The 19,231-nt window shown below is 62.9% G+C and carries 32 protein-coding genes and 1 tRNA gene; all 33 read right to left on the bottom strand.

Annotation, left to right across the window (positions count from 1 at the left end):
• Positions 1–63 precede the first annotated feature (63 nt).
• A tRNA-Met gene (locus KF892_18845) sits at positions 64–140 on the bottom strand.
• Positions 141–285: 145 nt separating this feature from the next.
• Entirely contained in the window at positions 286–684 is a 399-nt protein-coding gene (gene rplQ, locus KF892_18840) for a 50S ribosomal protein L17 (protein ID MBX3627081.1), read from the bottom strand.
• A gap of 85 nt (positions 685–769) precedes the next feature.
• Complete coding sequence (rpoA, locus tag KF892_18835; GenBank protein MBX3627080.1) at positions 770–1,756, bottom strand: DNA-directed RNA polymerase subunit alpha; 987 nt, start codon at positions 1,754–1,756, stop codon at positions 770–772.
• Positions 1,757–1,907: 151 nt separating this feature from the next.
• Complete coding sequence (rpsD, locus tag KF892_18830) at positions 1,908–2,531, bottom strand: 30S ribosomal protein S4 (protein ID MBX3627079.1); 624 nt, start codon at positions 2,529–2,531, stop codon at positions 1,908–1,910.
• A gap of 172 nt (positions 2,532–2,703) precedes the next feature.
• Positions 2,704–3,108 carry a 30S ribosomal protein S11 gene (gene rpsK / locus KF892_18825; GenBank protein MBX3627078.1) on the bottom strand — a complete coding sequence of 135 codons (405 nt, stop codon included), beginning with the start codon at positions 3,106–3,108 and terminating at the stop codon, positions 2,704–2,706.
• Between the two features lie 53 nt (positions 3,109–3,161).
• Positions 3,162–3,527 (bottom strand): 30S ribosomal protein S13, encoded by a 366-nt coding sequence (rpsM, locus tag KF892_18820; GenBank protein MBX3627077.1) that lies wholly within the window; start codon positions 3,525–3,527, stop codon positions 3,162–3,164.
• Between the two features lie 38 nt (positions 3,528–3,565).
• Positions 3,566–3,679, bottom strand: a complete 114-nt coding sequence (gene rpmJ, locus KF892_18815) for a 50S ribosomal protein L36 (GenBank protein ID MBX3627076.1) — start codon at positions 3,677–3,679, stop codon at positions 3,566–3,568.
• A gap of 53 nt (positions 3,680–3,732) precedes the next feature.
• The gene (gene infA / locus KF892_18810; protein MBX3627075.1) at positions 3,733–3,951 is read right to left on the bottom strand and encodes a translation initiation factor IF-1; all 219 of its coding nucleotides are present in this window, start codon (positions 3,949–3,951) and stop codon (positions 3,733–3,735) included.
• 13 nt (positions 3,952–3,964) lie between these two features.
• Positions 3,965–5,275, bottom strand: a complete 1,311-nt coding sequence (secY, locus tag KF892_18805) for a preprotein translocase subunit SecY (protein ID MBX3627074.1) — start codon at positions 5,273–5,275, stop codon at positions 3,965–3,967.
• A 32-nt stretch (positions 5,276–5,307) separates the two neighbouring features.
• On the bottom strand, positions 5,308–5,739 hold the full coding sequence (gene rplO, locus KF892_18800; GenBank protein MBX3627073.1) for a 50S ribosomal protein L15: 432 nt from the start codon (positions 5,737–5,739) through the stop codon (positions 5,308–5,310).
• A 14-nt stretch (positions 5,740–5,753) separates the two neighbouring features.
• Positions 5,754–5,942 (bottom strand): 50S ribosomal protein L30, encoded by a 189-nt coding sequence (rpmD, locus tag KF892_18795; GenBank protein ID MBX3627072.1) that lies wholly within the window; start codon positions 5,940–5,942, stop codon positions 5,754–5,756.
• A 23-nt stretch (positions 5,943–5,965) separates the two neighbouring features.
• Positions 5,966–6,484 carry a 30S ribosomal protein S5 gene (gene rpsE, locus KF892_18790; protein ID MBX3627071.1) on the bottom strand — a complete coding sequence of 173 codons (519 nt, stop codon included), beginning with the start codon at positions 6,482–6,484 and terminating at the stop codon, positions 5,966–5,968.
• An 11-nt stretch (positions 6,485–6,495) separates the two neighbouring features.
• A complete protein-coding gene (gene rplR / locus KF892_18785) occupies positions 6,496–6,864 on the bottom strand; it encodes a 50S ribosomal protein L18 (protein ID MBX3627070.1) in 369 nt (122 codons plus the stop codon).
• Between the two features lie 12 nt (positions 6,865–6,876).
• Positions 6,877–7,410: a 50S ribosomal protein L6 gene (gene rplF, locus KF892_18780; protein MBX3627069.1), complete on the bottom strand. Its 534-nt coding sequence runs from the start codon at positions 7,408–7,410 to the stop codon at positions 6,877–6,879.
• Positions 7,411–7,426: 16 nt separating this feature from the next.
• Positions 7,427–7,822 carry a 30S ribosomal protein S8 gene (gene rpsH, locus KF892_18775; GenBank protein ID MBX3627068.1) on the bottom strand — a complete coding sequence of 132 codons (396 nt, stop codon included), beginning with the start codon at positions 7,820–7,822 and terminating at the stop codon, positions 7,427–7,429.
• Between the two features lie 27 nt (positions 7,823–7,849).
• The gene (rpsN, locus tag KF892_18770; GenBank protein ID MBX3627067.1) at positions 7,850–8,155 is read right to left on the bottom strand and encodes a 30S ribosomal protein S14; all 306 of its coding nucleotides are present in this window, start codon (positions 8,153–8,155) and stop codon (positions 7,850–7,852) included.
• 7 nt (positions 8,156–8,162) lie between these two features.
• Entirely contained in the window at positions 8,163–8,744 is a 582-nt protein-coding gene (gene rplE / locus KF892_18765; protein MBX3627066.1) for a 50S ribosomal protein L5, read from the bottom strand.
• 5 nt (positions 8,745–8,749) lie between these two features.
• On the bottom strand, positions 8,750–9,082 hold the full coding sequence (rplX, locus tag KF892_18760; protein MBX3627065.1) for a 50S ribosomal protein L24: 333 nt from the start codon (positions 9,080–9,082) through the stop codon (positions 8,750–8,752).
• A gap of 21 nt (positions 9,083–9,103) precedes the next feature.
• The gene (gene rplN, locus KF892_18755; protein MBX3627064.1) at positions 9,104–9,472 is read right to left on the bottom strand and encodes a 50S ribosomal protein L14; all 369 of its coding nucleotides are present in this window, start codon (positions 9,470–9,472) and stop codon (positions 9,104–9,106) included.
• 169 nt (positions 9,473–9,641) lie between these two features.
• Complete coding sequence (locus tag KF892_18750; GenBank protein ID MBX3627063.1) at positions 9,642–10,157, bottom strand: peroxiredoxin; 516 nt, start codon at positions 10,155–10,157, stop codon at positions 9,642–9,644.
• A 113-nt stretch (positions 10,158–10,270) separates the two neighbouring features.
• A complete protein-coding gene (rpsQ, locus tag KF892_18745) occupies positions 10,271–10,564 on the bottom strand; it encodes a 30S ribosomal protein S17 (protein ID MBX3627062.1) in 294 nt (97 codons plus the stop codon).
• Positions 10,561–10,761, bottom strand: a complete 201-nt coding sequence (gene rpmC, locus KF892_18740; GenBank protein MBX3627061.1) for a 50S ribosomal protein L29 — start codon at positions 10,759–10,761, stop codon at positions 10,561–10,563. The genes rpsQ and rpmC overlap by 4 nt, the downstream gene beginning before the upstream one ends.
• Before the next feature lie 20 nt (positions 10,762–10,781).
• Positions 10,782–11,198, bottom strand: coding sequence for a 50S ribosomal protein L16 (gene rplP, locus KF892_18735; protein ID MBX3627060.1), 417 nt, complete (start codon positions 11,196–11,198; stop codon positions 10,782–10,784).
• A 2-nt stretch (positions 11,199–11,200) separates the two neighbouring features.
• On the bottom strand, positions 11,201–12,073 hold the full coding sequence (gene rpsC, locus KF892_18730) for a 30S ribosomal protein S3 (GenBank protein MBX3627059.1): 873 nt from the start codon (positions 12,071–12,073) through the stop codon (positions 11,201–11,203).
• Between the two features lie 11 nt (positions 12,074–12,084).
• Complete coding sequence (gene rplV, locus KF892_18725) at positions 12,085–12,414, bottom strand: 50S ribosomal protein L22 (protein ID MBX3627058.1); 330 nt, start codon at positions 12,412–12,414, stop codon at positions 12,085–12,087.
• An 11-nt stretch (positions 12,415–12,425) separates the two neighbouring features.
• Entirely contained in the window at positions 12,426–12,704 is a 279-nt protein-coding gene (gene rpsS, locus KF892_18720; GenBank protein ID MBX3627057.1) for a 30S ribosomal protein S19, read from the bottom strand.
• 12 nt (positions 12,705–12,716) lie between these two features.
• Positions 12,717–13,541 carry a 50S ribosomal protein L2 gene (gene rplB, locus KF892_18715; protein MBX3627056.1) on the bottom strand — a complete coding sequence of 275 codons (825 nt, stop codon included), beginning with the start codon at positions 13,539–13,541 and terminating at the stop codon, positions 12,717–12,719.
• A complete protein-coding gene (gene rplW, locus KF892_18710; GenBank protein ID MBX3627055.1) occupies positions 13,541–13,867 on the bottom strand; it encodes a 50S ribosomal protein L23 in 327 nt (108 codons plus the stop codon). Before rplW ends, rplB begins: the two co-directional genes overlap by 1 nt.
• Positions 13,864–14,484, bottom strand: coding sequence for a 50S ribosomal protein L4 (rplD, locus tag KF892_18705; protein MBX3627054.1), 621 nt, complete (start codon positions 14,482–14,484; stop codon positions 13,864–13,866). The genes rplW and rplD overlap by 4 nt, the downstream gene beginning before the upstream one ends.
• On the bottom strand, positions 14,484–15,155 hold the full coding sequence (gene rplC / locus KF892_18700) for a 50S ribosomal protein L3 (protein MBX3627053.1): 672 nt from the start codon (positions 15,153–15,155) through the stop codon (positions 14,484–14,486). Before rplC ends, rplD begins: the two co-directional genes overlap by 1 nt.
• 178 nt (positions 15,156–15,333) lie before the next feature.
• A complete protein-coding gene (rpsJ, locus tag KF892_18695; protein ID MBX3627052.1) occupies positions 15,334–15,645 on the bottom strand; it encodes a 30S ribosomal protein S10 in 312 nt (103 codons plus the stop codon).
• A 99-nt stretch (positions 15,646–15,744) separates the two neighbouring features.
• A complete protein-coding gene (tuf, locus tag KF892_18690; protein ID MBX3627051.1) occupies positions 15,745–16,935 on the bottom strand; it encodes an elongation factor Tu in 1,191 nt (396 codons plus the stop codon).
• A 124-nt stretch (positions 16,936–17,059) separates the two neighbouring features.
• Positions 17,060–19,165 (bottom strand): elongation factor G, encoded by a 2,106-nt coding sequence (gene fusA / locus KF892_18685; GenBank protein MBX3627050.1) that lies wholly within the window; start codon positions 19,163–19,165, stop codon positions 17,060–17,062.
• Between the last annotated feature and the right edge of the window lie 66 nt (positions 19,166–19,231).

Here is a 19,231-nt window from a genome sequence, read left to right as displayed (position 1 = left end):
CCTCCGAAATGCAAAAGGCCCGCGCGAGGCGGGCCTTTGAGTTCTTTTTCTTCTTGCTGAATTTGGTTGCGGGGGCTGGATTTGAACCAACGACCTTTGGGTTATGAGCCCAACGAGCTACCAGACTGCTCCACCCCGCGACTGAGCCGATGAGTGTAGCACAGCAGCGCCTTGCATGTCACCGTTGAACACGTCCAAACAGAGGAGAAATGACGGCACGGCACCAAGTCACTGCAAAAGAAAAGGGCCGGTAAGAACCGGCCCTCTTGATGCGGGTGGTGTGGCTTATTCAGCCTTGTCCGCACCAGCTTCTTCAGCCGCGGGTTCCGGACGGTCGACCAGTTCGACGAACGCCATCGGCGCGTTGTCGCCCACGCGGAAGCCCATCTTCAGGATGCGCGTGTAGCCGCCCGGGCGAGCCTTGTAGCGCGGGCCCAGTTCGTTGAAGAGCTTGGTGACGATGTCGCGATCGCGGGTGCGGTCGAAGGCGAGGCGGCGGTTGGCCAGCGTCGGCTCCTTGGCGAGCGTGATCAGCGGCTCGACGACGCGGCGCAGTTCCTTCGCCTTGGGCAGCGTGGTCTTGATCGCCTCGTGCTGCAGCAGCGAGTTGGTCATGTTGCGCAGCATGGCGAGGCGGTGCTCGCTGGTGCGGTTGAGCTTACGAAGTCCGTGACGGTGACGCATGGTGCTGTTTCCTTTCTGACTAATGAGCCGGCAGCCGTATCAGGTACTGCCGGGTGCACCGGGGCCGGGTGGCCCCATGTTTTGATTAACGCTTGTCCAGGCCTTGGGGGGGCCAGTTTTCAAGGCGAGCGCCGAGCGTGAGGCCACGCGAGGCCAGCACTTCCTTGATTTCGTTGAGCGACTTGCGGCCGAGGTTAGGCGTCTTGAGCAGCTCGGTCTCGGTGCGCTGGATCAGATCGCCGATGTAGTAGATGTTTTCGGCCTTCAGGCAGTTGGCCGAACGCACCGTCAGCTCGAGCTCGTCGACCGGGCGCAGCAGGATCGGGTCGAACTGCGTACTGCGCTGGGCCGGCGCGTCGAACGCAGCGATCTCGCTGCCTTCGAGCTGCGCGAACACGGCGAGCTGTTCGACCAGGATCTTGGCCGACGCGCGGATAGCTTCTTCCGGTGTGATGGCGCCGTTGGTGGCGATTTCCATCACGAGCTTGTCAAGGTCGGTGCGCTGTTCGACACGGGCCGACTCGACGGTGTAGCTCACGCGCGAAACAGGCGAGAACGAAGCGTCGAGCACGATGCGGCCGATCGACTTGGTCGGCTCGTCGCCGTAGCGGCGCAGCGTGCCCGGCACATAGCCGCGGCCCTTCTCGACCTTGATCTGCATGTCGAGCTTGCCGCCTTGCGACAGGTGGGCAATCACGTGCTCGGGGTTGATGATCTCGACGTCGTGCGGGGTCTGGATGTCGCCGGCGGTGACGGGGCCTTCGCCTTCCTTGCGCAGGACGAGCGTGACTTCATCGCGGTTGTGCAGGCGGAACACCACGCCCTTGAGGTTCAGCATGATGTGAACCACGTCTTCTTGCACACCGTCGATGGCCGAGTACTCGTGGAGCACGCCCGCGATGGTCACTTCGGTCGGCGCATAACCCACCATCGACGACAGCAGCACGCGACGCAGCGCGTTGCCCAGCGTATGACCGTAGCCGCGCTCGAACGGCTCGAGCGTGACCTTGGCGCGGTTGCCGCCCAGCGGCTCCACATTGATGGCTTTGGGTTTGAGCAGGTTTGTTTGCATGAGGTCTTTCTTTCAATACCCTCGGTTCGTTACACCGATAAGGCTGAGGGACCAACCGCAACGGCGAGATGCCGCCGCGGACGTAGGGAACTCTTAAAACTTGCAAAGACCACGAGGGTGCCCAAGGCACCCTTCGCAGTCTGGTCGCAGATCAGCGCGAATACAGTTCGACGATCAGCGCTTCCTTGATGTCGGCGCCGAATTCGTCGCGGTCCGGCGTCTTCTTGAACACGCCTTCCAGCTTGCTGGCGTCGACCTGCACCCAGTTGGGCATGCCTTGCGATTCCGCAAGCTTCAGCGCGTCGGTGATGCGCAGCTGCTTCTTCGACTTTTCGCGCACGGCGACCACGTCACCGACCTTGACCATGTAGGAGGCGATGTTGACGACCTGGCCATTCACGGTGATCGCCTTGTGCGACACCAGCTGGCGGCCTTCGGCGCGCGTGGAGCCGAAGCCCATGCGGTACACCACGTTGTCAAGGCGCGACTCGAGCAGGGTCAGCAAGTTCGCGCCGGTGTTGCCCTTGCGGCGCTCGGCTTCGGCGAAGTAGCGGCGGAACTGACGTTCGAGGATGCCGTACATGCGCTTGACCTTCTGCTTCTCGCGCAGTTGCAGGCCGAAGTCGGAGGTGCGCGAGCCGGAGGTGCGACCGTGCTGGCCGGGCTTGCTGTCGAACTTGACCTTGTCCCCGATCGGGCGACGGGCGCTCTTCAGGAAAAGATCGGTGCCTTCACGGCGGGCAAGTTTGCCCTTGGGTCCTAGGTAACGTGCCACGTTGCTTCCTTTGTCAATCTGACGCGTGCTTCACGACGGAGAGGCTCGCGCGAGTCTGGCGGGTTGTTTTGTAGGCGCTCAGACGGTGGGCTTAGCGAAACCTTGCGGTTTCAACAGAACCGCCGGCGAGCACCGTGAGGCGCTGGCCGGCGACGAAAACAGATGCGAATCCTTAGATGCGACGGCGCTTCTGCGGGCGGCAACCGTTGTGCGGGACCGGCGTCACGTCCGAGATGGAGGTGATGCGGATACCCAGCGACGCCAGTGCACGAACCGACGACTCGCGGCCGGGGCCGGGGCCCTTGATGCGCACGTCGAGGTTCTTGATGCCTTGCTCTTGAGCCGCACGGCCGGCCACTTCAGCCGCCACCTGGGCAGCAAAAGGAGTCGACTTGCGCGAGCCCTTGAAACCCTGGCCACCACTCGAGGCCCACGACAGGGCGCCACCTTGGCGGTCGGTGATGGTGATGATCGTGTTGTTGAACGACGCGTGGACGTGCGCGATGCCGTCCGCAACGTTCTTGCGGACCTTCTTGCGCACGCGCTGGGCGGCGGTGTTCTGGGGTGCTTTAGCCATATCGACCTTCTCTCTGTGTGCTCGTCAGACTGCTTGTCGTTGCCGAGCAGCGATCACTTCTTGACCAGGGCGCCAGACTTGCGCGGGCCCTTGCGGGTGCGGGCGTTCGTCTTGGTGCGCTGCCCGCGGACCGGCAGGCCGCGGCGATGACGGAAACCGCGGTAGCAACCCAGGTCCATCAGGCGCTTGATGTTGATGGACATCTCGCGGCGCAGATCGCCTTCGATCGTGATCTTGCCGATCTCTTCGCGGATCTTTTCCAGATCGGCGTCGGTCAGGTCCTTGATCTTGCGGTCGAAGGGAACGCCGCTGGCTTCGCAGATCTTCTGAGCGGTCGTGCGGCCGATGCCGTAGATCGCAGTCAGGCCGATCTCGGCGTGCTTGTGCGGCGGAATGTTGATACCAGCAATACGTGCCATGTGCTTCCTCTATTCGCTGTGTGCAGGCGAGCCGTGGCTCAGCCCTGGCGCTGCTTGTGACGCGGATCGGTGCAGATCACGCGCACCACGCCCTTGCGGCGGATGACCTTGCAATTCCGGCACATTGCCTTGACCGATGCTGCAACTTTCATTCTCTTCTCCTAGGCCTTCGTCAGACCGCTTCTCAAATCATCAAACTCGTTCGTCACTTGGCGCGGAACACGATGCGTGCTCGCGACAAATCGTAGGGCGTCAACTCGACCGTCACCTTGTCTCCAGGAAGGATGCGGATGTAGTGCATGCGCATCTTTCCGGAAATATGGCCCAGCACGATGTGCCCGTTTTCCAGCTTCACACGGAACGTGGCGTTGGGGAGGTTCTCCAGAATCTCACCCTGCATCTGAATGACGTCGTCTTTCGCCATGCCGTGTTGTCGTTCAGCTCGCCTTGAAACTTGCCTTCTTCAGCAGTGATTCGTACTGCTGACTCATCACATAACTCTGCACCTGGGCCCAGAAGTCCATCGTGACGACCACGATGATCAGGAGGGAGGTACCACCGAAGTAGAACGGGACGTTGTACTTCAGCACCAGGAACTCGGGCAGCAGACACACCGCGGTGATGTAGATCGCACCAGCCAGCGTCAGACGGGACAGGATGCGGTCGATGTGTCGAGCGGTCTGCTCACCAGGGCGGATGCCCGGGATGAAGGCACCGCTCTTCTTCAGGTTGTCTGCGGTCTCGCGGCTGTTGAACACCAGGGCCGTGTAGAAGAAGCAGAAGAAAACGATGGCCGCGGCAAACAGCATCACGTAGATCGGCTGGCCGGGTGACAACGCCGCAGCGAGATCCTTCAGCCAGCGGAGGCTGTCACCCGTGGCAAACCACCCCACGATCGTGGCCGGCAGCAGGATGATCGACGACGCGAAGATCGGCGGGATCACGCCAGACATGTTCAGCTTCAGCGGCAGGTGCGATGACTGGCCGCCATAGACCTTGTTGCCCACCTGGCGCTTGGCGTAGTTCACCAGGATCTTGCGCTGGCCACGCTCAACGAACACCACGACGTAAGTCACGGCGCCGATCAGCACGACGATGAACATCGCCACCAGCACGCTCATCGCGCCGGTACGCACCAGTTCCAGCAAACCGCCGATAGCACTCGGCAGACCAGCGGCAATGCCACCGAAGATCAGGATCGAGATGCCGTTGCCCAGCCCACGCTCGGTGATCTGTTCACCCAGCCACATCAGGAACATCGTGCCGGCCACCAGGCTCACCACCGCGGTCATGCGGAAGCCGAAGCCCGGGCTGATCACGAGACCCGGCGAACCTTCCAGCGCCAACGCAATGCCCAGCGCCTGGAACAGCGCCAAGCCCAAGGTGCCATAACGCGTGTACTGCGTGATCTTGCGACGACCGGCCTCGCCTTCCTTCTTCAGGGCTTCGAGCGAGGGCACCACGTAGGTCATCAACTGCATGATGATCGACGCGGAGATGTACGGCATGATGCCCAGCGCGAACACGGTAAAGCGTTGCAGCGCGCCGCCGGAGAACACGTTCAGCAAGCTGAGGATGCCCCCCTCCTGCGTCTTGAACATCTCCTGCAGCTGTGCCGGGTCGATGCCGGGCACCGGAATGTGCCCCCCGATGCGGTAGACCACGAGCGCGAGCAACAAGAAGACAAGCCGGCGACGCAGGTCGCCGAACTTGCCACTCTTGGCCAGCTGATTCGCGTTGGTTGCCACTGAGACCGATTCCTTAAGCGAAGTCAGTCAGCTCAGGCGACCGAGCCACCGGCGGCTTCGATGGCCGCCTTCGCGCCAGCGGTGGCGCCAATGCCCTTGAGCGCGACCTTCTTGGTCAGCTCGCCCGACTTGATCACCTTGACCACCTTGGCGAGTTCGCCCACGAGGCCCGCGGCCTTGAGTGCGAGCACGTCGACTTCCGCAGCGCCCAGGCGCTCCAGGTCGGTCAGGCTGATCTCGGCGTTGTACTTGAGCGAAGCCGACTTGAAGCCACGCTTCGGCAGGCGACGCTGCAGCGGCATCTGGCCGCCTTCGAAACCGACCTTGTGGTAGCCGCCCGAACGCGACTTCTGGCCCTTGTGGCCGCGGCCTGCGGTCTTGCCCAGGCCAGAGCCGATGCCACGGCCGACACGGCGACGGGGGCGCTTCGAACCAGCGGCGGGCTTGATGCTGTTGAGTTCCATGTTCGTTCCTTGCCTCAGATCACCTTCACCAGGTACTGGACCTTGGTGATCATGCCGCGCACGGACGGGGTGTCCTCGAGCGTGGAGGTGCTGTTGAGCTTGCGCAGGCCCAGGCCACGCACGGTGGCGCGGTGCGATTCACGCGTGCCGGCGATGCTGCGCACGAGCTTCACGGTGACGGTCTTCTTGTCTGCTGCTGCCATGATGTTTCTCCGATCCCGGCCGCTCAGCCGAGGATCTCTTCGACCGTCAGGCCGCGCTTGGCGGCGATCTCGGCCGGGGTGCTGATGTTCTTCAGCGCGTCCAGCGTGGCGCGAACCATGTTGTAGGGGTTCGACGAGCCGAGGCTCTTGCACACGATGTCGGTCACGCCCATCACTTCGAAGACGGCGCGCATCGGGCCGCCGGCGATGATGCCGTCACCGGGCTTGGCCGGAGCCATCAGCACGCGCGATGCGCCGTGCTCGCCGACCACCTTGTGGTGGATCGTGCCGTTCTTGAGCGAGACCTTGAACAGGTTGCGGCGGGCCGATTCCATGGCCTTCTGCACCGCGACCGGCACTTCCTTGGCCTTGCCCTTGCCCATGCCGATGCGGCCATCGCCATCACCGACCACGGTCAGCGCAGCGAAGCTCAGCGTGCGACCGCCCTTCACCACCTTGGTGACGCGGTTCACCGCGATCATCTTTTCCTTCAGGCCGTCGTCATTGCCTTCGGCTTGTGCGCGGGGAGTGAACTTTGCCATTTCAATCTTCCTTAGAACTGCAGGCCGGCTTCACGCGCGGCTTCAGCCAGGGCCTTCACGCGGCCGTGATAAGCGAAACCGGCGCGATCGAACGCAACCTTCTCGATGCCGGCGGCCTTGGCCTTCTCGGCGATGCGCTTGCCGATCAGCGTGGCAGCGTTGACGTTGCCGCCCTTGCCGGCAGCGCCGAGTTCCTTGCGCACGTCGGCTTCGACCGTCGAGGCGCTGGCGAGCACCTGGCTGCCGTCGTCGGAGATGACGCTGGCATAGATGTGCAGGTTGGTACGGAACACCGTCAGGCGGGCCACGCGCTGCACCGCAATGCGGGCGCGGGTCTGGCGGGAGCGGCGAATGCGCTGGTCCTTCTTGGTCAGAGACATGGTCGTCGCTCCTTACTTCTTCTTGGTTTCCTTGATCGTGACCTTCTCGTCCGCATAGCGGATGCCCTTGCCCTTGTAAGGCTCAGGCGGGCGGATCGCGCGCACTTCAGCGGCGATCTGACCCACGACCTGGCGATCGGAACCCTTGATGATGATTTCGGTTTGCGTCGGGCACTCGACCTTGATGCCAGCCGGCATGTCTTTGGCCACGGGGTGCGAGAAACCGATCTGCAGGTTGAGCTTCTGGCCGGCAGCCTGGGCACGGAAGCCCACGCCGACGAGCGTCAGTTTGCGCTCGAAGCCTTTGCTCACGCCGTTGACCATGTTGTTCACCAGCGCACGCATGGTGCCCGACATGGCGTCGGCTTCGACCGAGTCATTGGCCGGGGCAAAGGTCACCTTGCCGTCAGCGCTCTTCACGGTCACGAGCGAGTTCACGGGACGCACCAGCGTGCCGAGCGAACCCTTGATGCTGATTTGCTCAGCGGTGATCGACACATCCACACCCTTGGGGATGGCGATCGGCATTTTTCCAACGCGGGACATTGCTGTGCTCCCTCTCTTAGGCGACGTAGCAGAGCACTTCGCCGCCGATACCGGCTTGGCGTGCCTTGCGGTCGGTCATCACGCCCTTCGGGGTGGTGACGATGGCCACACCCAGACCGTTCTGAACGCTGGGGATATCGTGGCGACCCTTGTAGATGCGCAGGCCAGGACGGCTCACGCGCTCGATGTGCTCGATCACGGGGCGGCCTGCGTAGTACTTCAGCGCGATTTCCAGCTGCGGCTTGGCCTTGTCGCCGGTGATGGCGAAGCTCTCGATGTAACCCTCGTCCTTCAGGACCTGGGCAATCGCCACCTTCAGCTTGCTGGACGGCAGGGCAACGCTGGTCTTCTCGACCATCTGCGCGTTGCGGATGCGCGTCAGCATGTCGGCGATAGGATCACTCATGCTCATTCGAATATCTCCTGATCGTCGTGCCGATTACCAGCTCGCCTTGATGACACCGGGGATGTCACCCTTGAAGGCCAGTTCGCGGATCTTGTTGCGGGCCAGACCGAACTTGCGGAACGTGCCACGGGGGCGGCCGGTCAGTTCGCAGCGGTTGCGCTGGCGGGTCGGGTAGGCGTTGCGGGGCAGCTGCTGCAGAGCCAGACGGGCGGCGTAGCGCTCTTCGTCGGACTTCTTCGCGTCGTTGGCAGTGGCCTTGAGCTCGTCGTACTTCTTCTTGTACTTGGCGACCAGTTGCTCGCGCTTCAGTTCGCGCTGGATGAGGGAAGTTTTAGCCATGGCCGCCTCAGTTCTTGAACGGGAATTTGAAGGCCGACAGCAGTGCCTTGCACTCGTCGTCGCTCTTCGCGGTCGTCGTGATGCTGATGTTCAGACCACGCAGCGCATCCACCTTGTCGTACTCGATCTCGGGGAAGATGATCTGTTCTTTGACGCCGATGTTGTAGTTGCCACGACCATCGAACGAACGGCCCGAGATGCCGCGGAAGTCGCGCACGCGGGGCAGCGCGATCGTCACGAAGCGGTCCAGGAATTCATACATCTGGACGCCACGCAGGGTGACCATGCAGCCGATGGGCACACCGTCACGGATCTTGAAGCCGGCGATGGCCTTCTTGCTCTTGGTGACCACGGGCTTCTGGCCGGCGATCTTGGTCAGGTCGCCCACGGCGTGTTCCATGACCTTCTTGTCGGACACCGCTTCGCTCACACCCATGTTGAGCGTGATCTTGGTGATGCGAGGAACCTGCATCGGCGACTTGTAGCCGAACTTCTCGATGAGCGCCGGAGCGATGGTCTCACGGTAGACCTTCTGCAGACGGGCTGCGGGCACGCCTGCTTGGGCGGCTTGGGCTTGTTGCTTGGCCATGCTGATTACGCCTTGATTTCGTCGCCGCTGGAGCGGAAGACGCGGACCTTGGTGGTCTTGTTGGTCTTGGCGTCGGCCACCAACTTGATGCCCACGCGATCGGCCTTGCCGGTGGCAGGGTTGAAGATGGCGACGTTGGACTGGTGGATCGACAGGGTCTTGTCGACGACACCGCCGGTCGTCCCCTTCATCGGGTTCGGCTTGACGTGCTTCTTCACCACGTTCACGCCTTCGACCACGATGCGGTCTTCACTTTCGCGCGACAGCACCGTGCCACGCTTGCCCTTGTCGCGGCCGGTCAACACGATGACCTGGTCGCCTTTGCGAATCTTGTTCATTCAGCTTTCTCCAACCGCAGCTCAGAGCACTTCGGGTGCGAGCGAAACGATCTTCATGAAACGCTCGGTGCGCAGTTCACGCGTCACCGGGCCGAAGATGCGGGTGCCGATCGGCTCGAGCTTGGCGTTCAGCAGGACAGCGGCATTGCCGTCGAACTTGACCAGCGAACCGTCTTGGCGGCGCACGCCCTTGGCGGTGCGAACGACGACGGCGCTGTAGACCTCGCCCTTCTTCACGCGGCCACGCGGCGCAGCTTCCTTGATGGAAACCTTGATCACGTCACCGATGCCGGCATAACGACGCTTGGAGCCGCCGAGCACCTTGATGCACTGGACGGACTTCGCGCCAGTGTTGTCCGCGACGTCAAGCCGCGATTGCATTTGAATCATGTTCTGTCCCCAACTTGTCTCGCCGAAGCAAGCAGTCTTGGGCCCGTGTATGGGCGGAGCCGACTCGTTACGTCACCCGCGAAGGAATGACAACCGGTTTTCGGCGAAGCTGCGGATTATGCAGCGGCGGAAAAGCCCGTGTCAAGCACGGGCAACGCATTCTGGAAAATCAGGCCTTCAGCTTCTTCGCTTGTTCAAGCAAGGTGTCGGCATCGCTCACCTCGAACTTGCCGGGCGCCTCGACGTTCAGCGTCTTGACCACGCCGTCTTGCACCAGCATGGAGTAGCGCTGCGAGCGCACTCCCATGCCGCGCGACGTCAGATCCAGCGTCAGGCCGGTGGCGTTGGCGAAGGCAGCGCTGCCATCGGCCATCATGCGCACCTTGCCCGTCGTTTTCTGGTCACGCCCCCAAGCGCCCATCACGAAGGCGTCGTTGACCGAGACGCACCAGATCTCGTCCACACCGACCTTCTTCAGCTCTTCGGCCTTCTGCACATAGCCCGGCACGTGCTGCGCCGAACATGTGGGGGTGTAGGCACCGGGGAGCGCAAACACGGCAATGGTCTTGCCGGCCGTCTCTTTCGCGATGTCGAAGGTGTTGGGGCCGATCGAACAGCCGTTGCCTTCGACCTCGATGAATTCCTGCAGCGCGCCTGCGGGGAGCTTGTCGCCAACCTTGAGCATGTTCACCTCCGAACGATGAAGAGAGTCAGATGGAATGAAAAACGGCCGGGGTGCCTGGAAAGGACACACCCGACCGTTGCTGCGGGAGTTCAGCCCCGCAAGGGTAGATCAGATCAGACTTCGCGAGCCTTCTCGACCAGGCGGGTCACGACCCACGACTTGGTCTTGGAGATCGGGCGGCTTTCAGCGATCTCGACGGTGTCACCGAGCTTGTACTCGTTCTTCTCGTCGTGCGCGTGGTACTTGCTGGACTTGGCGACGATCTTGCCGTACAGCTCGTGCTTGGTGCGACGCTCGATCAGGACCGTGACGGTCTTGGAACGCTTGTCGCTGACGACCTTGCCGACCAGCTTGCGCTGGTTCTTGCCCGGAGCGTCGATCTTGATTTCACCGGCGGTGGCAGTCATTTCGCGGCCCCTTTCTTCTTCTCGGCCAGGATGGTCTTGGCACGAGCGATGTCACGGCGGGTATTGCCCAGCGTCGTGTGGTTGGTCAACTGCTGGGTCGCCTTCTGCATGCGCAGACCGAAGTGGGCCTTCATCAGGTCAGCCACTTCCTTCTCGAGTGCAGCAACGTCCTTGGCGCGGAGTTCAGATGCTTTCATAAAGATGCTCCGTTCGCGCCTCAGGCGCCCACTTGGCGGGCGACGAACGTGGTGCTCAGCGGCAGCTTGGCCGAAGCCAGCTTGAACGCTTCGCGGGCCAGCTGTTCAGGCACGCCGTTGATTTCGTACAGCACCTTGCCCGGGACGATCTCGGCCACGTAGTACTCGGGGTTGCCCTTGCCGTTGCCCATGCGGACTTCGGCCGGCTTCTGCGAGATCGGCTTGTCGGGGAAGATGCGGATGAAGATGCGACCACCGCGCTTGATGTGGCGCGAGATCGCGCGGCGAGCCGCTTCGATCTGGCGCGCCGTCAGGCGGCCGCGCTCGGTGGCCTTGAGGCCAAAGTCGCCGAACGACACGGCAGCGCCACGCGTGGCGACACCGGTGTTGCGACCTTTTTGTTCCTTGCGGAATTTTCTGCGTGCAGGTTGCAGCATGCTTATTCTCCTTTGGCCTCGGTGGGCGCCTTGCGCACACGCTTGACGGCCGGCGCCTTGGGCGCATCGGAAGCCGGCGCAGCGGGAGCTGCAGCGGCACCTTCGGTCGGACGGCCACCGTCACGGCGCGGAGCGCCACGGTCACCACGGCCGCCGGGAGCGCCAGGGCCACCCGGGCGGGGGCCGCGACGCGGGCGACGATCGTCTTCCTGCACTTCCGGCTTGGCTTGGGGTGCCAGCTCGCCATTGGCGAGACGGTCACCGCGGTAGACCCAGCACTTCACGCCGATCACGCCATAAGTGGTGTGAGCTTCGGAGAAGCCGTAGTCGATGTCGGCCTTGAGGGTGTGAAGGGGCACGCGACCTTCGCGATACCACTCGCAGCGAGCGATTTCGATGCCGTTCAGGCGGCCCGACGACATCAGCTTGATGCCTTGGGCGCCCAGGCGCATCGCGTTCTGCATCGCACGCTTCATCGCGCGACGGAACATGATGCGCTTCTCGAGCTGCTGGGTGATGCTGTCGGCGATCAGTTGGGCATCGATCTCGGGCTTGCGCACTTCCTCGATGTTCACGGCCACCGGCACGCCCAGACGCTTGGTCAGTTCGGCCTTCAGGTTTTCGATGTCCTCGCCCTTCTTGCCGATCACCACGCCCGGACGTGCCGAGAAGATGGTGATGCGGGCGTTCTTGGCGGGGCGCTCGATGAGGATGCGCGACACCGCAGCGCTCTTCAGGCGCGCCTTGAGGTAGTCACGAACCTTCAGGTCTTCGGCCAGCATGGTGGCGAAGTTCTGGTTCGATGCGTACCAACGCGAGGCCCAGTTGCGCGTGACCGGCAGGCGGAACCCGGTTGGGTGGATTTTTTGTCCCATGGTCTTTGCCTTTAGTTGCCGACGGTGATGTAGATGTGCGCGGTCGGCTTGCTGATGCGATTGCCGCGGCCCTTGGCACGTGCGGAGAAACGCTTCAGCGTGGCACCTTGCTCGACGTAGATCGTCTTCACGGTCAGCTCGTCGATGTCGGCACCGTCGTTGTGCTCGGCGTTCGCGATCGCGGACTCGAGGCACTTCTTGATGATGCCGGCAGCTTTCTTGGGGGTGAACGTCAGGATGTTGAGCGCCTGGTCCACCTTCTTGCCGCGGACCATGTCGGCCACCAGCCGACCCTTGTCAGCCGAGAGGCGGACGCCGCGAACGATAGCTTTGGTTTCCATCGTCGTCATCCTTACTTCTTGTTGGCCTTCTTGTCAGCCGGATGGCCCTTGAACGTGCGGGTGAGCGCAAATTCGCCGAGCTTGTGGCCGACCATCTGGTCCGTGACGTATACCGGCACGTGCTGCTTGCCGTTGTGCACGGCGATCGTCACACCGATGAAATCGGGGAGGATCGTCGAGCGGCGCGACCAGGTCTTGATGGGCTTCTTGTCCTTGGTCGCAACAGCCTTCTCGACCTTGGCCTGAAGGTGATGGTCGACGAACGGACCCTTCTTGAGTGAACGAGTCATGTGCCGTTCCCCTTACTTCTTGCGACGCGAGACGATGAACGTCTGCGTGCGCTTGTTGTTGCGAGTGCGGTAGCCCTTGGTCATCGTGTTCCAAGGCGACACCGGCACCTGGCCTTCGCCGGTACGGCCTTCGCCGCCACCGTGCGGGTGATCCACCGGGTTCATGGCAACGCCGCGGACGGTCGGGCGGATGCCCTTCCAGCGGATCGCACCGGCCTTGCCGTACTGGCGCAGGCTGTGCTCTTCGTTCGACACTTCACCGATGGTGGCGCGGCAATCGATGTGGATGCGGCGCACTTCACCCGAGCGCAGGCGAACCTGGGCGTAGGTACCTTCGCGAGCCAGCAGCGTCGTCGACGTACCGGCCGAACGGGCGATCTGCGCACCCTTGCCCGGCAGCAGCTCGATGCAATGGATCACCGAGCCCACGGGGATGTTGCGAATAGGCAGCGTGTTGCCGGCCTTGATCGGGGCTTCGGCGCCCGAGATCACGGTGGAGCCCACTTCCAGACCGCGCGGGGCGATGATGTAGCGGCGCTCGCCATCGGCGTAGCAGACCAGCGCAATGTGCGCCGTGCGGTTCGGGTCGTACTCGATGCGCTCGACCTTTGCCGGGATGCCATCCTTGTTGCGCACGAAGTCGACCACGCGGTAGTGGTGCTTGTGACCACCGCCCTTGTGGCGAATCGTGATGTGACCGTTGTTGTTGCGGCCCGAGTGCTGGAATTGCGGCTCGACGAGCGACGCTTCCGGCTTGCCCTTGTGCAGGTGCGGATGCACCACCTTCACCACACCACGACGGCCAGGCGAGGTCGGTTTGACTTTGATGACGGCCATTACGCGGCCTCCCCGGAGAAGTTGAGCTCTTGGCCTTCCTTCAGCGACACGTAGGCCTTCTTGACGTGGTCACGGCGACCGACCGAACGGCCGAAACGCTTGACCTTGCCTTTTTGCACCACGGTCTGAACGGACTCGACCTCGACCTTGAACAGCAGCTCGACAGCGGCCTTGATCTCGGGCTTGGTGGCGTCGCGCAGCACCTTGAACAGCACTTGGTTGTTCTTCTCGGCAGCGGCGGTTGCCTTTTCGCTCACGATCGGAGCGACCAGCACCTGGGCCAGGCGACCTTCGTCGTGCTTGGGCTTTTGGGTTGAGGTGCTCATGCGAACATCTCCTTGAGTTGCTCGATCGCGGCCTTGGTCACGAGCACCTTCTTGTAGTGCACGAGGGCCAGCGGATCGGCGTAGCGCGGCTCGACGACCAGCACGTTGGCCAGGTTGCGCGAGGCCAGCGCCAGGTTGTCGTCCACCTGGTCGGCGATCACCAGCACGCTGGACAGGCCCATGGCCTTCAGCTTGGCGGCGAGTTGCTTGGTCTTGGGCGAATCGACCGAGATCGAATCGACCACCGCCAGGCGGCCTTCACGGGCCAGCTGCGAGAAGATGGCGGCCATGCCGGCGCGGTACATCTTCTTGTTGACCTTTTGGCTGAAGTTTTCGTTCGGGCTGTTCGGGAAGATGCGACCGCCCCCACGCCACAGCGGCGACGAGGACATACCCGCACGAGCGCGGCCGGTGCCCTTCTGGCGCCACGGCTTCTTGGTCGTGTGCTTCACCTCGGCGCGGTCGAGCTGAGCGCGCGTGCCTTGGCGGGCGTTGGCCTGGAAGGCCACGACGATCTGGTGCACCAGCGCTTCGTTGTAGTCGCGGGCGAACACGGTGTCGGGCGCGTCGACCTTGGAGGTCGCCTGGCCTTGTTCATTCAGGAGCTCGAGCTGCATTACTGGGCTCCTTTCTTGACCTTCACCTTGACGGCGGGGCTCACGACCACATGGCCGTTCTTCGAGCCCGGGACGGCGCCGCGCACCAGCAGCAGCTGGCGGGCTTCGTCCACGCGGACCACATCGAGGTTTTGCACGGTCTTGGTCACATCACCGAGGTGACCCGACATCTTCTTGCCGGGGAACACACGACCCGGATCCTGCGCCATCGAGATCGAGCCCGGCACGTTGTGCGAACGGCTGTTGCCGTGCGACGCGCGCTGCGAGCCGAAGTTGTGGCGCTTGATGGTGCCGGTGAAGCCCTTGCCGATGGAGGTGCCTTGCACGTCCACCAGTTGGCCCACGGCGAAGGTGGTCACCGGAACTTGCGCGCCAGGCTTGAAGCCCGACGCCACATCGGCAGCCACGCGGAATTCCTTGAGGATTTCGCCAGCTTCGACGCCCGCTTTCGCGAGGTGGCCAGCTTCAGGCTTGGACACGCGCGATGCTTTGCGGGTGCCGAACGCCACCTGGATGGCGCTGTAGCCGTCGGTCTCTGCGGTCTTGACCTGGGTGACGCGGTTGTTGGACACGTCGAGCACGGTCACGGGAATGGCGTCGCCATCGTCCGTGAAGATGCGCATCATGCCCACCTTGCGGCCCAGCAAACCGAGACGGTTGCTCAGACTCATAGTGTTCTCCAGCCCCCTCGCCTTGCGGTTCGGAAGCCTTTGTTTCGATACCCGACATCGATTGGCCGGGCTGACTGGTTGGAATGCAAACTGCGGCCCAATGGGCGCACCTGCTTCCGGAAAAGCCTGCGATTGTAGGGCAGAAGCTGAAGTCTCAGCAACCGCCCGCCAAACAGGGTTACTGCAGCTTGATTTCGACGTCCACGCCAGCCGGCAGGTCGAGCTTCATCAGCGCGTCCACGGTCTTGTCGGTCGGGTCGACGATGTCCATCAGACGCTGGTGCGTGCGGATTTCGAACTGGTCACGGCTCGTCTTGTTGACGTGCGGCGAACGCAGGATGTCGAAACGCTGCATGCGGGTCGGCAGGGGCACCGGGCCCTTGACGATCGCGCCGGTGCGCTTGGCGGTGTCGACGATCTCCAGTGCGGACTGGTCGATCAGCTTGTAATCAAACGCCTTGAGGCGAATGCGGATCTTTTGCTTTTGCATGACGAATTCCTGAAAAGAGCGGTGCGGCCGTTGCGACTGCGCGGGCCGCGGGTGTAATGGCCGGGTAGCCCTGCGGCCACCCGGTCGTCACGCAGAGGTTTACTCCAGGATCTTGGCGACGACGCCCGAGCCGACGGTGCGGCCGCCTTCGCGGATGGCGAAGCGCAGGCCTTCTTCCATGGCGATCGGGGCGATCAGCTTGACGGTGATGCTGACGTTGTCGCCCGGCATGACCATTTCCTTGTCCTTCGGCAGCTCCACCGCGCCGGTCACGTCCGTCGTGCGGAAGTAGAACTGGGGACGGTAGTTGTTGAAGAACGGGGTGTGGCGGCCGCCCTCTTCCTTGCTCAGAACGTAGATCTCAGCGGTGAAGTGGGTGTGGGGCTTGATGGAGCCGGGCTTGCACAGCACTTGGCCGCGCTCGACTTCTTCGCGCTTGGTGCCGCGCAGCAGGATGCCGACGTTGTCGCCTGCCTGACCTTGGTCGAGCAGCTTGCGGAACATCTCGACGCCGGTGCAGGTGGTCTTTTGCGTGGCCTTGATGCCGACGATTTCGATTTCTTCACCGACCTTGATGACACCACGCTCGACACGGCCGGTCACGACGGTGCCGCGGCCGGAGATGGAGAACACGTCTTCCACGGGCATGAGGAAGGCGCCGTCGATGGCGCGCTCAGGCGTGGGGATGTAGGTGTCGAGGGCTTCTGCGAGCTTGAAGATGGCACCCTCGCCGAGTTCGCCGGTGTCGCCTTCCATGGCGAGCTTGGCCGAGCCCTTGATGATGGGGGTGTCGTCGCCGGGGAAGTCGTACTTGCTGAGGAGCTCGCGCACTTCCATTTCGACGAGCTCGAGGAGCTCGGCGTCGTCGACCATGTCGCACTTGTTGAGGAAGACGATGATGTACTTCACACCGACCTGACGGGCGAGCAGGATGTGCTCGCGGGTCTGGGGCATGGGGCCGTCAGCGGCCGAGCACACGAGGATGGCGCCGTCCATCTGGGCAGCACCGGTGATCATGTTCTTCACGTAGTCGGCGTGCCCGGGGCAGTCGACGTGCGCGTAGTGACGGTTGGCGGTCTCGTACTCAACGTGGGCGGTGTTGATGGTGATGCCGCGCGCCTTTTCTTCGGGCGCCGCGTCGATCTGGTCATACGCCTTGGCTTCACCGCCGAACTTCTTCGACAGCACCGTCGTGATCGCCGCCGTCAGCGTCGTCTTGCCATGGTCCACGTGACCAATCGTCCCCACGTTCACGTGCGGCTTGGTCCGTTCAAATTTGCCTTTTGCCATTTCAGATTCTCCAAATCAAAGAGCAGTCCAGTGCGGTGTTTAAGGTCTCCGGCGGAAGGTTGATCCGCCTGCCACTGGCAGCAGGCGGTGCCCCGACGAAGACCGGCTCGTCTAACTGAATTGATTACTTCGTGCCGCGCGCGGTGATGATCGCGTCGGCCACGTTCTTCGGAGCTTCGCTGTAGTGCTTGAACTCCATCGTGTACGTGGCACGGCCTTGCGACATCGAGCGCAGCGTGGTCGAGTAGCCGAACATTTCCGACATCGGGACTTCGGCCTTGATGATCTTGCCGCCACCAGGCATGTCGTCCATGCCCTGCACCATGCCGCGGCGGGACGACAGGTCACCCATCACGTTGCCGGCGTAGTCTTCCGGCGTTTCCACTTCCACGGCCATCATCGGCTCGAGAATCACGGGGCTGGCCTTGCGCATGCCGTCCTTGAAGCCCATCGAGGCGGCCATCTTGAACGCGTTTTCGTTCGAGTCCACCTCGTGGTACGAACCGAAGGTCAGCGTGACCTTCACGTCGACCACCGGGAAGCCGGCCAGCACGCCGTTCGGCAGCGTGTCTTCCACGCCCTTCTTCACTGCGGGGATGAATTCGCGCGGCACGACACCACCCTTGATGGCGTCGACGAACTCGAAGCCCTTGCCCGGCTCCTGCGGCTCGACGGTCAGCACGACGTGGCCGTACTGGCCCTTGCCGCCCGACTGGCGCACGAACTTGCCTTCGACGTCGCTCACCGACTTGCGGATGGTTTCGCGGTAGGCCACCTGCGGCTTGCCCACGTTGGCTTCCACGCCGAACTCGCGCTTCATGCGGTCGACGATGATTTCCAGGTGCAGCTCGCCCATGCCGGAGATGATGGTCTGGCCCGATTCTTCGTCGGTGCGCAGGCGGAACGAGGGGTCTTCCGCGGCCAGACGGCCGAGGGCGATGCCCATCTTTTCCTGGTCGGCCTTGGTCTTGGGCTCGACGGCCTGCGAGATCACCGGCTCCGGGAAGACCATCTTCTCGAGCGTGATGACGTGCTCGGGGTCACACAGCGTTTCACCGGTGGTGACGTCCTTCAGGCCCACGCAGGCGGCGATGTCGCCGGCCAGAATTTCCTTGATTTCTTCACGCTGGTTGGCGTGCATCTGCAGGATCCGGCCGATGCGCTCCTTCTTGCCGCGGATCGGGTTGTAGACCGAGTCGCCCGACTTCAGCACGCCGGAGTACACACGCACGAAGGTCAGCTGACCGACATACGGGTCGGTCATCAGCTTGAAGGCCAGCGCGGCGAACTTCTCGTTGTCGTCGGCCTTGCGGGTGACGGTCTTTTCATCTTCGTCGGTGCCCGGCACTGGCGGGATGTCGATCGGCGACGGCATGAAGTCGATCACCGCGTCGAGCATGCGCTGCACGCCCTTGTTCTTGAAGGCGGTACCGCACAGCATCGGCTGAATCTCGGTCGCGATCGTGCGGGTGCGGATGCCCTGCTTGATCTCGGCTTCGCTCAAGTCACCCGACTCGAGGTACTTGTTCATCAGCTCTTCGCTGGACTCAGCCGCGGCTTCGAGCATGTTCTCGCGCCATTTCTGCGCGTCGGCCTGCAGGTCGGCCGGGATGTCCTTGTAGTCGAACTTCATGCCCTGGGAGGCTTCGTCCCAGATGATGGCCTTCATCTTGATGAGGTCGACCACGCCGGTGAAGTTGTCTTCGGCGCCGATGGGGATCACGATGGGCACGGGGTTGGCCTTCAGGCGAACCTTCATCTGGTCGTAGACCTTGTAGAAGTTCGCGCCGGTGCGGTCCATCTTGTTGACGAACGCGAGGCGGGGCACCTTGTACTTGTTGGCCTGGCGCCAGACGGTTTCCGACTGGGGCTGCACGCCACCCACGGCGCAGTACACCATGCAAGCGCCGTCGAGCACGCGCATCGAGCGCTCGACTTCAATGGTGAAGTCGACGTGCCCGGGGGTGTCGATGATGTTGATGCGGTGCTCGGGGTGGTTGAGCTCCATGCCCTTCCAGAAGCAGGTCGTCGCGGCTGACGTGATCGTGATGCCGCGCTCTTGCTCCTGCTCCATCCAGTCCATCGTGGCGGCGCCGTCGTGCACCTCGCCGATCTTGTGGTTCACGCCGGTGTAGAACAGGATGCGCTCGGTGGTCGTCGTCTTGCCGGCGTCGATGTGCGCCGAGATGCCGATGTTGCGATAGCGCTCGATGGGGGTCTTGCGGGCCATGGTGGCACTCCAGAAACTGAAAAGCGCGCCCGGCGGTCACACGACCCAGGCGCGCAAGGGGACCAG

Origin of the sequence: Rhizobacter sp. (assembly GCA_019635355.1) — a bacterium.
Taxonomy (GTDB): Bacteria; Pseudomonadota; Gammaproteobacteria; order Burkholderiales; family Burkholderiaceae_C; genus Rhizobacter.
This window is presented reverse-complemented; position numbering and strand designations above follow the sequence as displayed.

Coding starts and splice junctions, on each gene's coding strand:
- rplN (MBX3627064.1), bottom strand. CDS start 9,472: ATGATTCAAATGCAATCGCGGCTTGACGTCGCGGACAACACTGGCGCG.
- rplW (MBX3627055.1), bottom strand. CDS start 13,867: ATGAGCACCTCAACCCAAAAGCCCAAGCACGACGAAGGTCGCCTGGCC.
- rpsM (MBX3627077.1), bottom strand. CDS start 3,527: ATGGCACGTATTGCTGGTATCAACATTCCGCCGCACAAGCACGCCGAG.
- rplR (MBX3627070.1), bottom strand. CDS start 6,864: ATGTCTCTGACCAAGAAGGACCAGCGCATTCGCCGCTCCCGCCAGACC.
- rpsS (MBX3627057.1), bottom strand. CDS start 12,704: ATGACTCGTTCACTCAAGAAGGGTCCGTTCGTCGACCATCACCTTCAG.
- rpsQ (MBX3627062.1), bottom strand. CDS start 10,564: ATGACTGCCACCGCCGGTGAAATCAAGATCGACGCTCCGGGCAAGAAC.
- rpmD (MBX3627072.1), bottom strand. CDS start 5,942: ATGGCAGCAGCAGACAAGAAGACCGTCACCGTGAAGCTCGTGCGCAGC.
- rplD (MBX3627054.1), bottom strand. CDS start 14,484: ATGCAGCTCGAGCTCCTGAATGAACAAGGCCAGGCGACCTCCAAGGTC.
- rpsE (MBX3627071.1), bottom strand. CDS start 6,484: ATGGCAAAGTTCACTCCCCGCGCACAAGCCGAAGGCAATGACGACGGC.
- rpsC (MBX3627059.1), bottom strand. CDS start 12,073: ATGGGACAAAAAATCCACCCAACCGGGTTCCGCCTGCCGGTCACGCGC.
- infA (MBX3627075.1), bottom strand. CDS start 3,951: ATGGCGAAAGACGACGTCATTCAGATGCAGGGTGAGATTCTGGAGAAC.
- KF892_18750 (MBX3627063.1), bottom strand. CDS start 10,157: ATGCTCAAGGTTGGCGACAAGCTCCCCGCAGGCGCGCTGCAGGAATTC.
- rplX (MBX3627065.1), bottom strand. CDS start 9,082: ATGAACAAGATTCGCAAAGGCGACCAGGTCATCGTGTTGACCGGCCGC.
- rpsK (MBX3627078.1), bottom strand. CDS start 3,108: ATGGCTAAAGCACCCCAGAACACCGCCGCCCAGCGCGTGCGCAAGAAG.
- rplC (MBX3627053.1), bottom strand. CDS start 15,155: ATGAGTCTGAGCAACCGTCTCGGTTTGCTGGGCCGCAAGGTGGGCATG.
- tuf (MBX3627051.1), bottom strand. CDS start 16,935: ATGGCAAAAGGCAAATTTGAACGGACCAAGCCGCACGTGAACGTGGGG.
- rplF (MBX3627069.1), bottom strand. CDS start 7,410: ATGTCCCGCGTTGGAAAAATGCCGATCGCCATCCCCAAGGGTGTGGAT.
- rpsJ (MBX3627052.1), bottom strand. CDS start 15,645: ATGCAAAAGCAAAAGATCCGCATTCGCCTCAAGGCGTTTGATTACAAG.
- rplE (MBX3627066.1), bottom strand. CDS start 8,744: ATGGCCAAGCAACAAGCCCAAGCCGCCCAAGCAGGCGTGCCCGCAGCC.
- rpsH (MBX3627068.1), bottom strand. CDS start 7,822: ATGAGCATGAGTGATCCTATCGCCGACATGCTGACGCGCATCCGCAAC.
- rplQ (MBX3627081.1), bottom strand. CDS start 684: ATGCGTCACCGTCACGGACTTCGTAAGCTCAACCGCACCAGCGAGCAC.
- rplB (MBX3627056.1), bottom strand. CDS start 13,541: ATGGCCGTCATCAAAGTCAAACCGACCTCGCCTGGCCGTCGTGGTGTG.
- rpmC (MBX3627061.1), bottom strand. CDS start 10,761: ATGAAAGCATCTGAACTCCGCGCCAAGGACGTTGCTGCACTCGAGAAG.
- fusA (MBX3627050.1), bottom strand. CDS start 19,165: ATGGCCCGCAAGACCCCCATCGAGCGCTATCGCAACATCGGCATCTCG.
- rpoA (MBX3627080.1), bottom strand. CDS start 1,756: ATGCAAACAAACCTGCTCAAACCCAAAGCCATCAATGTGGAGCCGCTG.
- rplP (MBX3627060.1), bottom strand. CDS start 11,198: ATGCTGCAACCTGCACGCAGAAAATTCCGCAAGGAACAAAAAGGTCGC.
- rpmJ (MBX3627076.1), bottom strand. CDS start 3,679: ATGAAAGTTGCAGCATCGGTCAAGGCAATGTGCCGGAATTGCAAGGTC.
- rplO (MBX3627073.1), bottom strand. CDS start 5,739: ATGGAACTCAACAGCATCAAGCCCGCCGCTGGTTCGAAGCGCCCCCGT.
- rplV (MBX3627058.1), bottom strand. CDS start 12,414: ATGGAAACCAAAGCTATCGTTCGCGGCGTCCGCCTCTCGGCTGACAAG.
- rpsN (MBX3627067.1), bottom strand. CDS start 8,155: ATGGCTAAAACTTCCCTCATCCAGCGCGAACTGAAGCGCGAGCAACTG.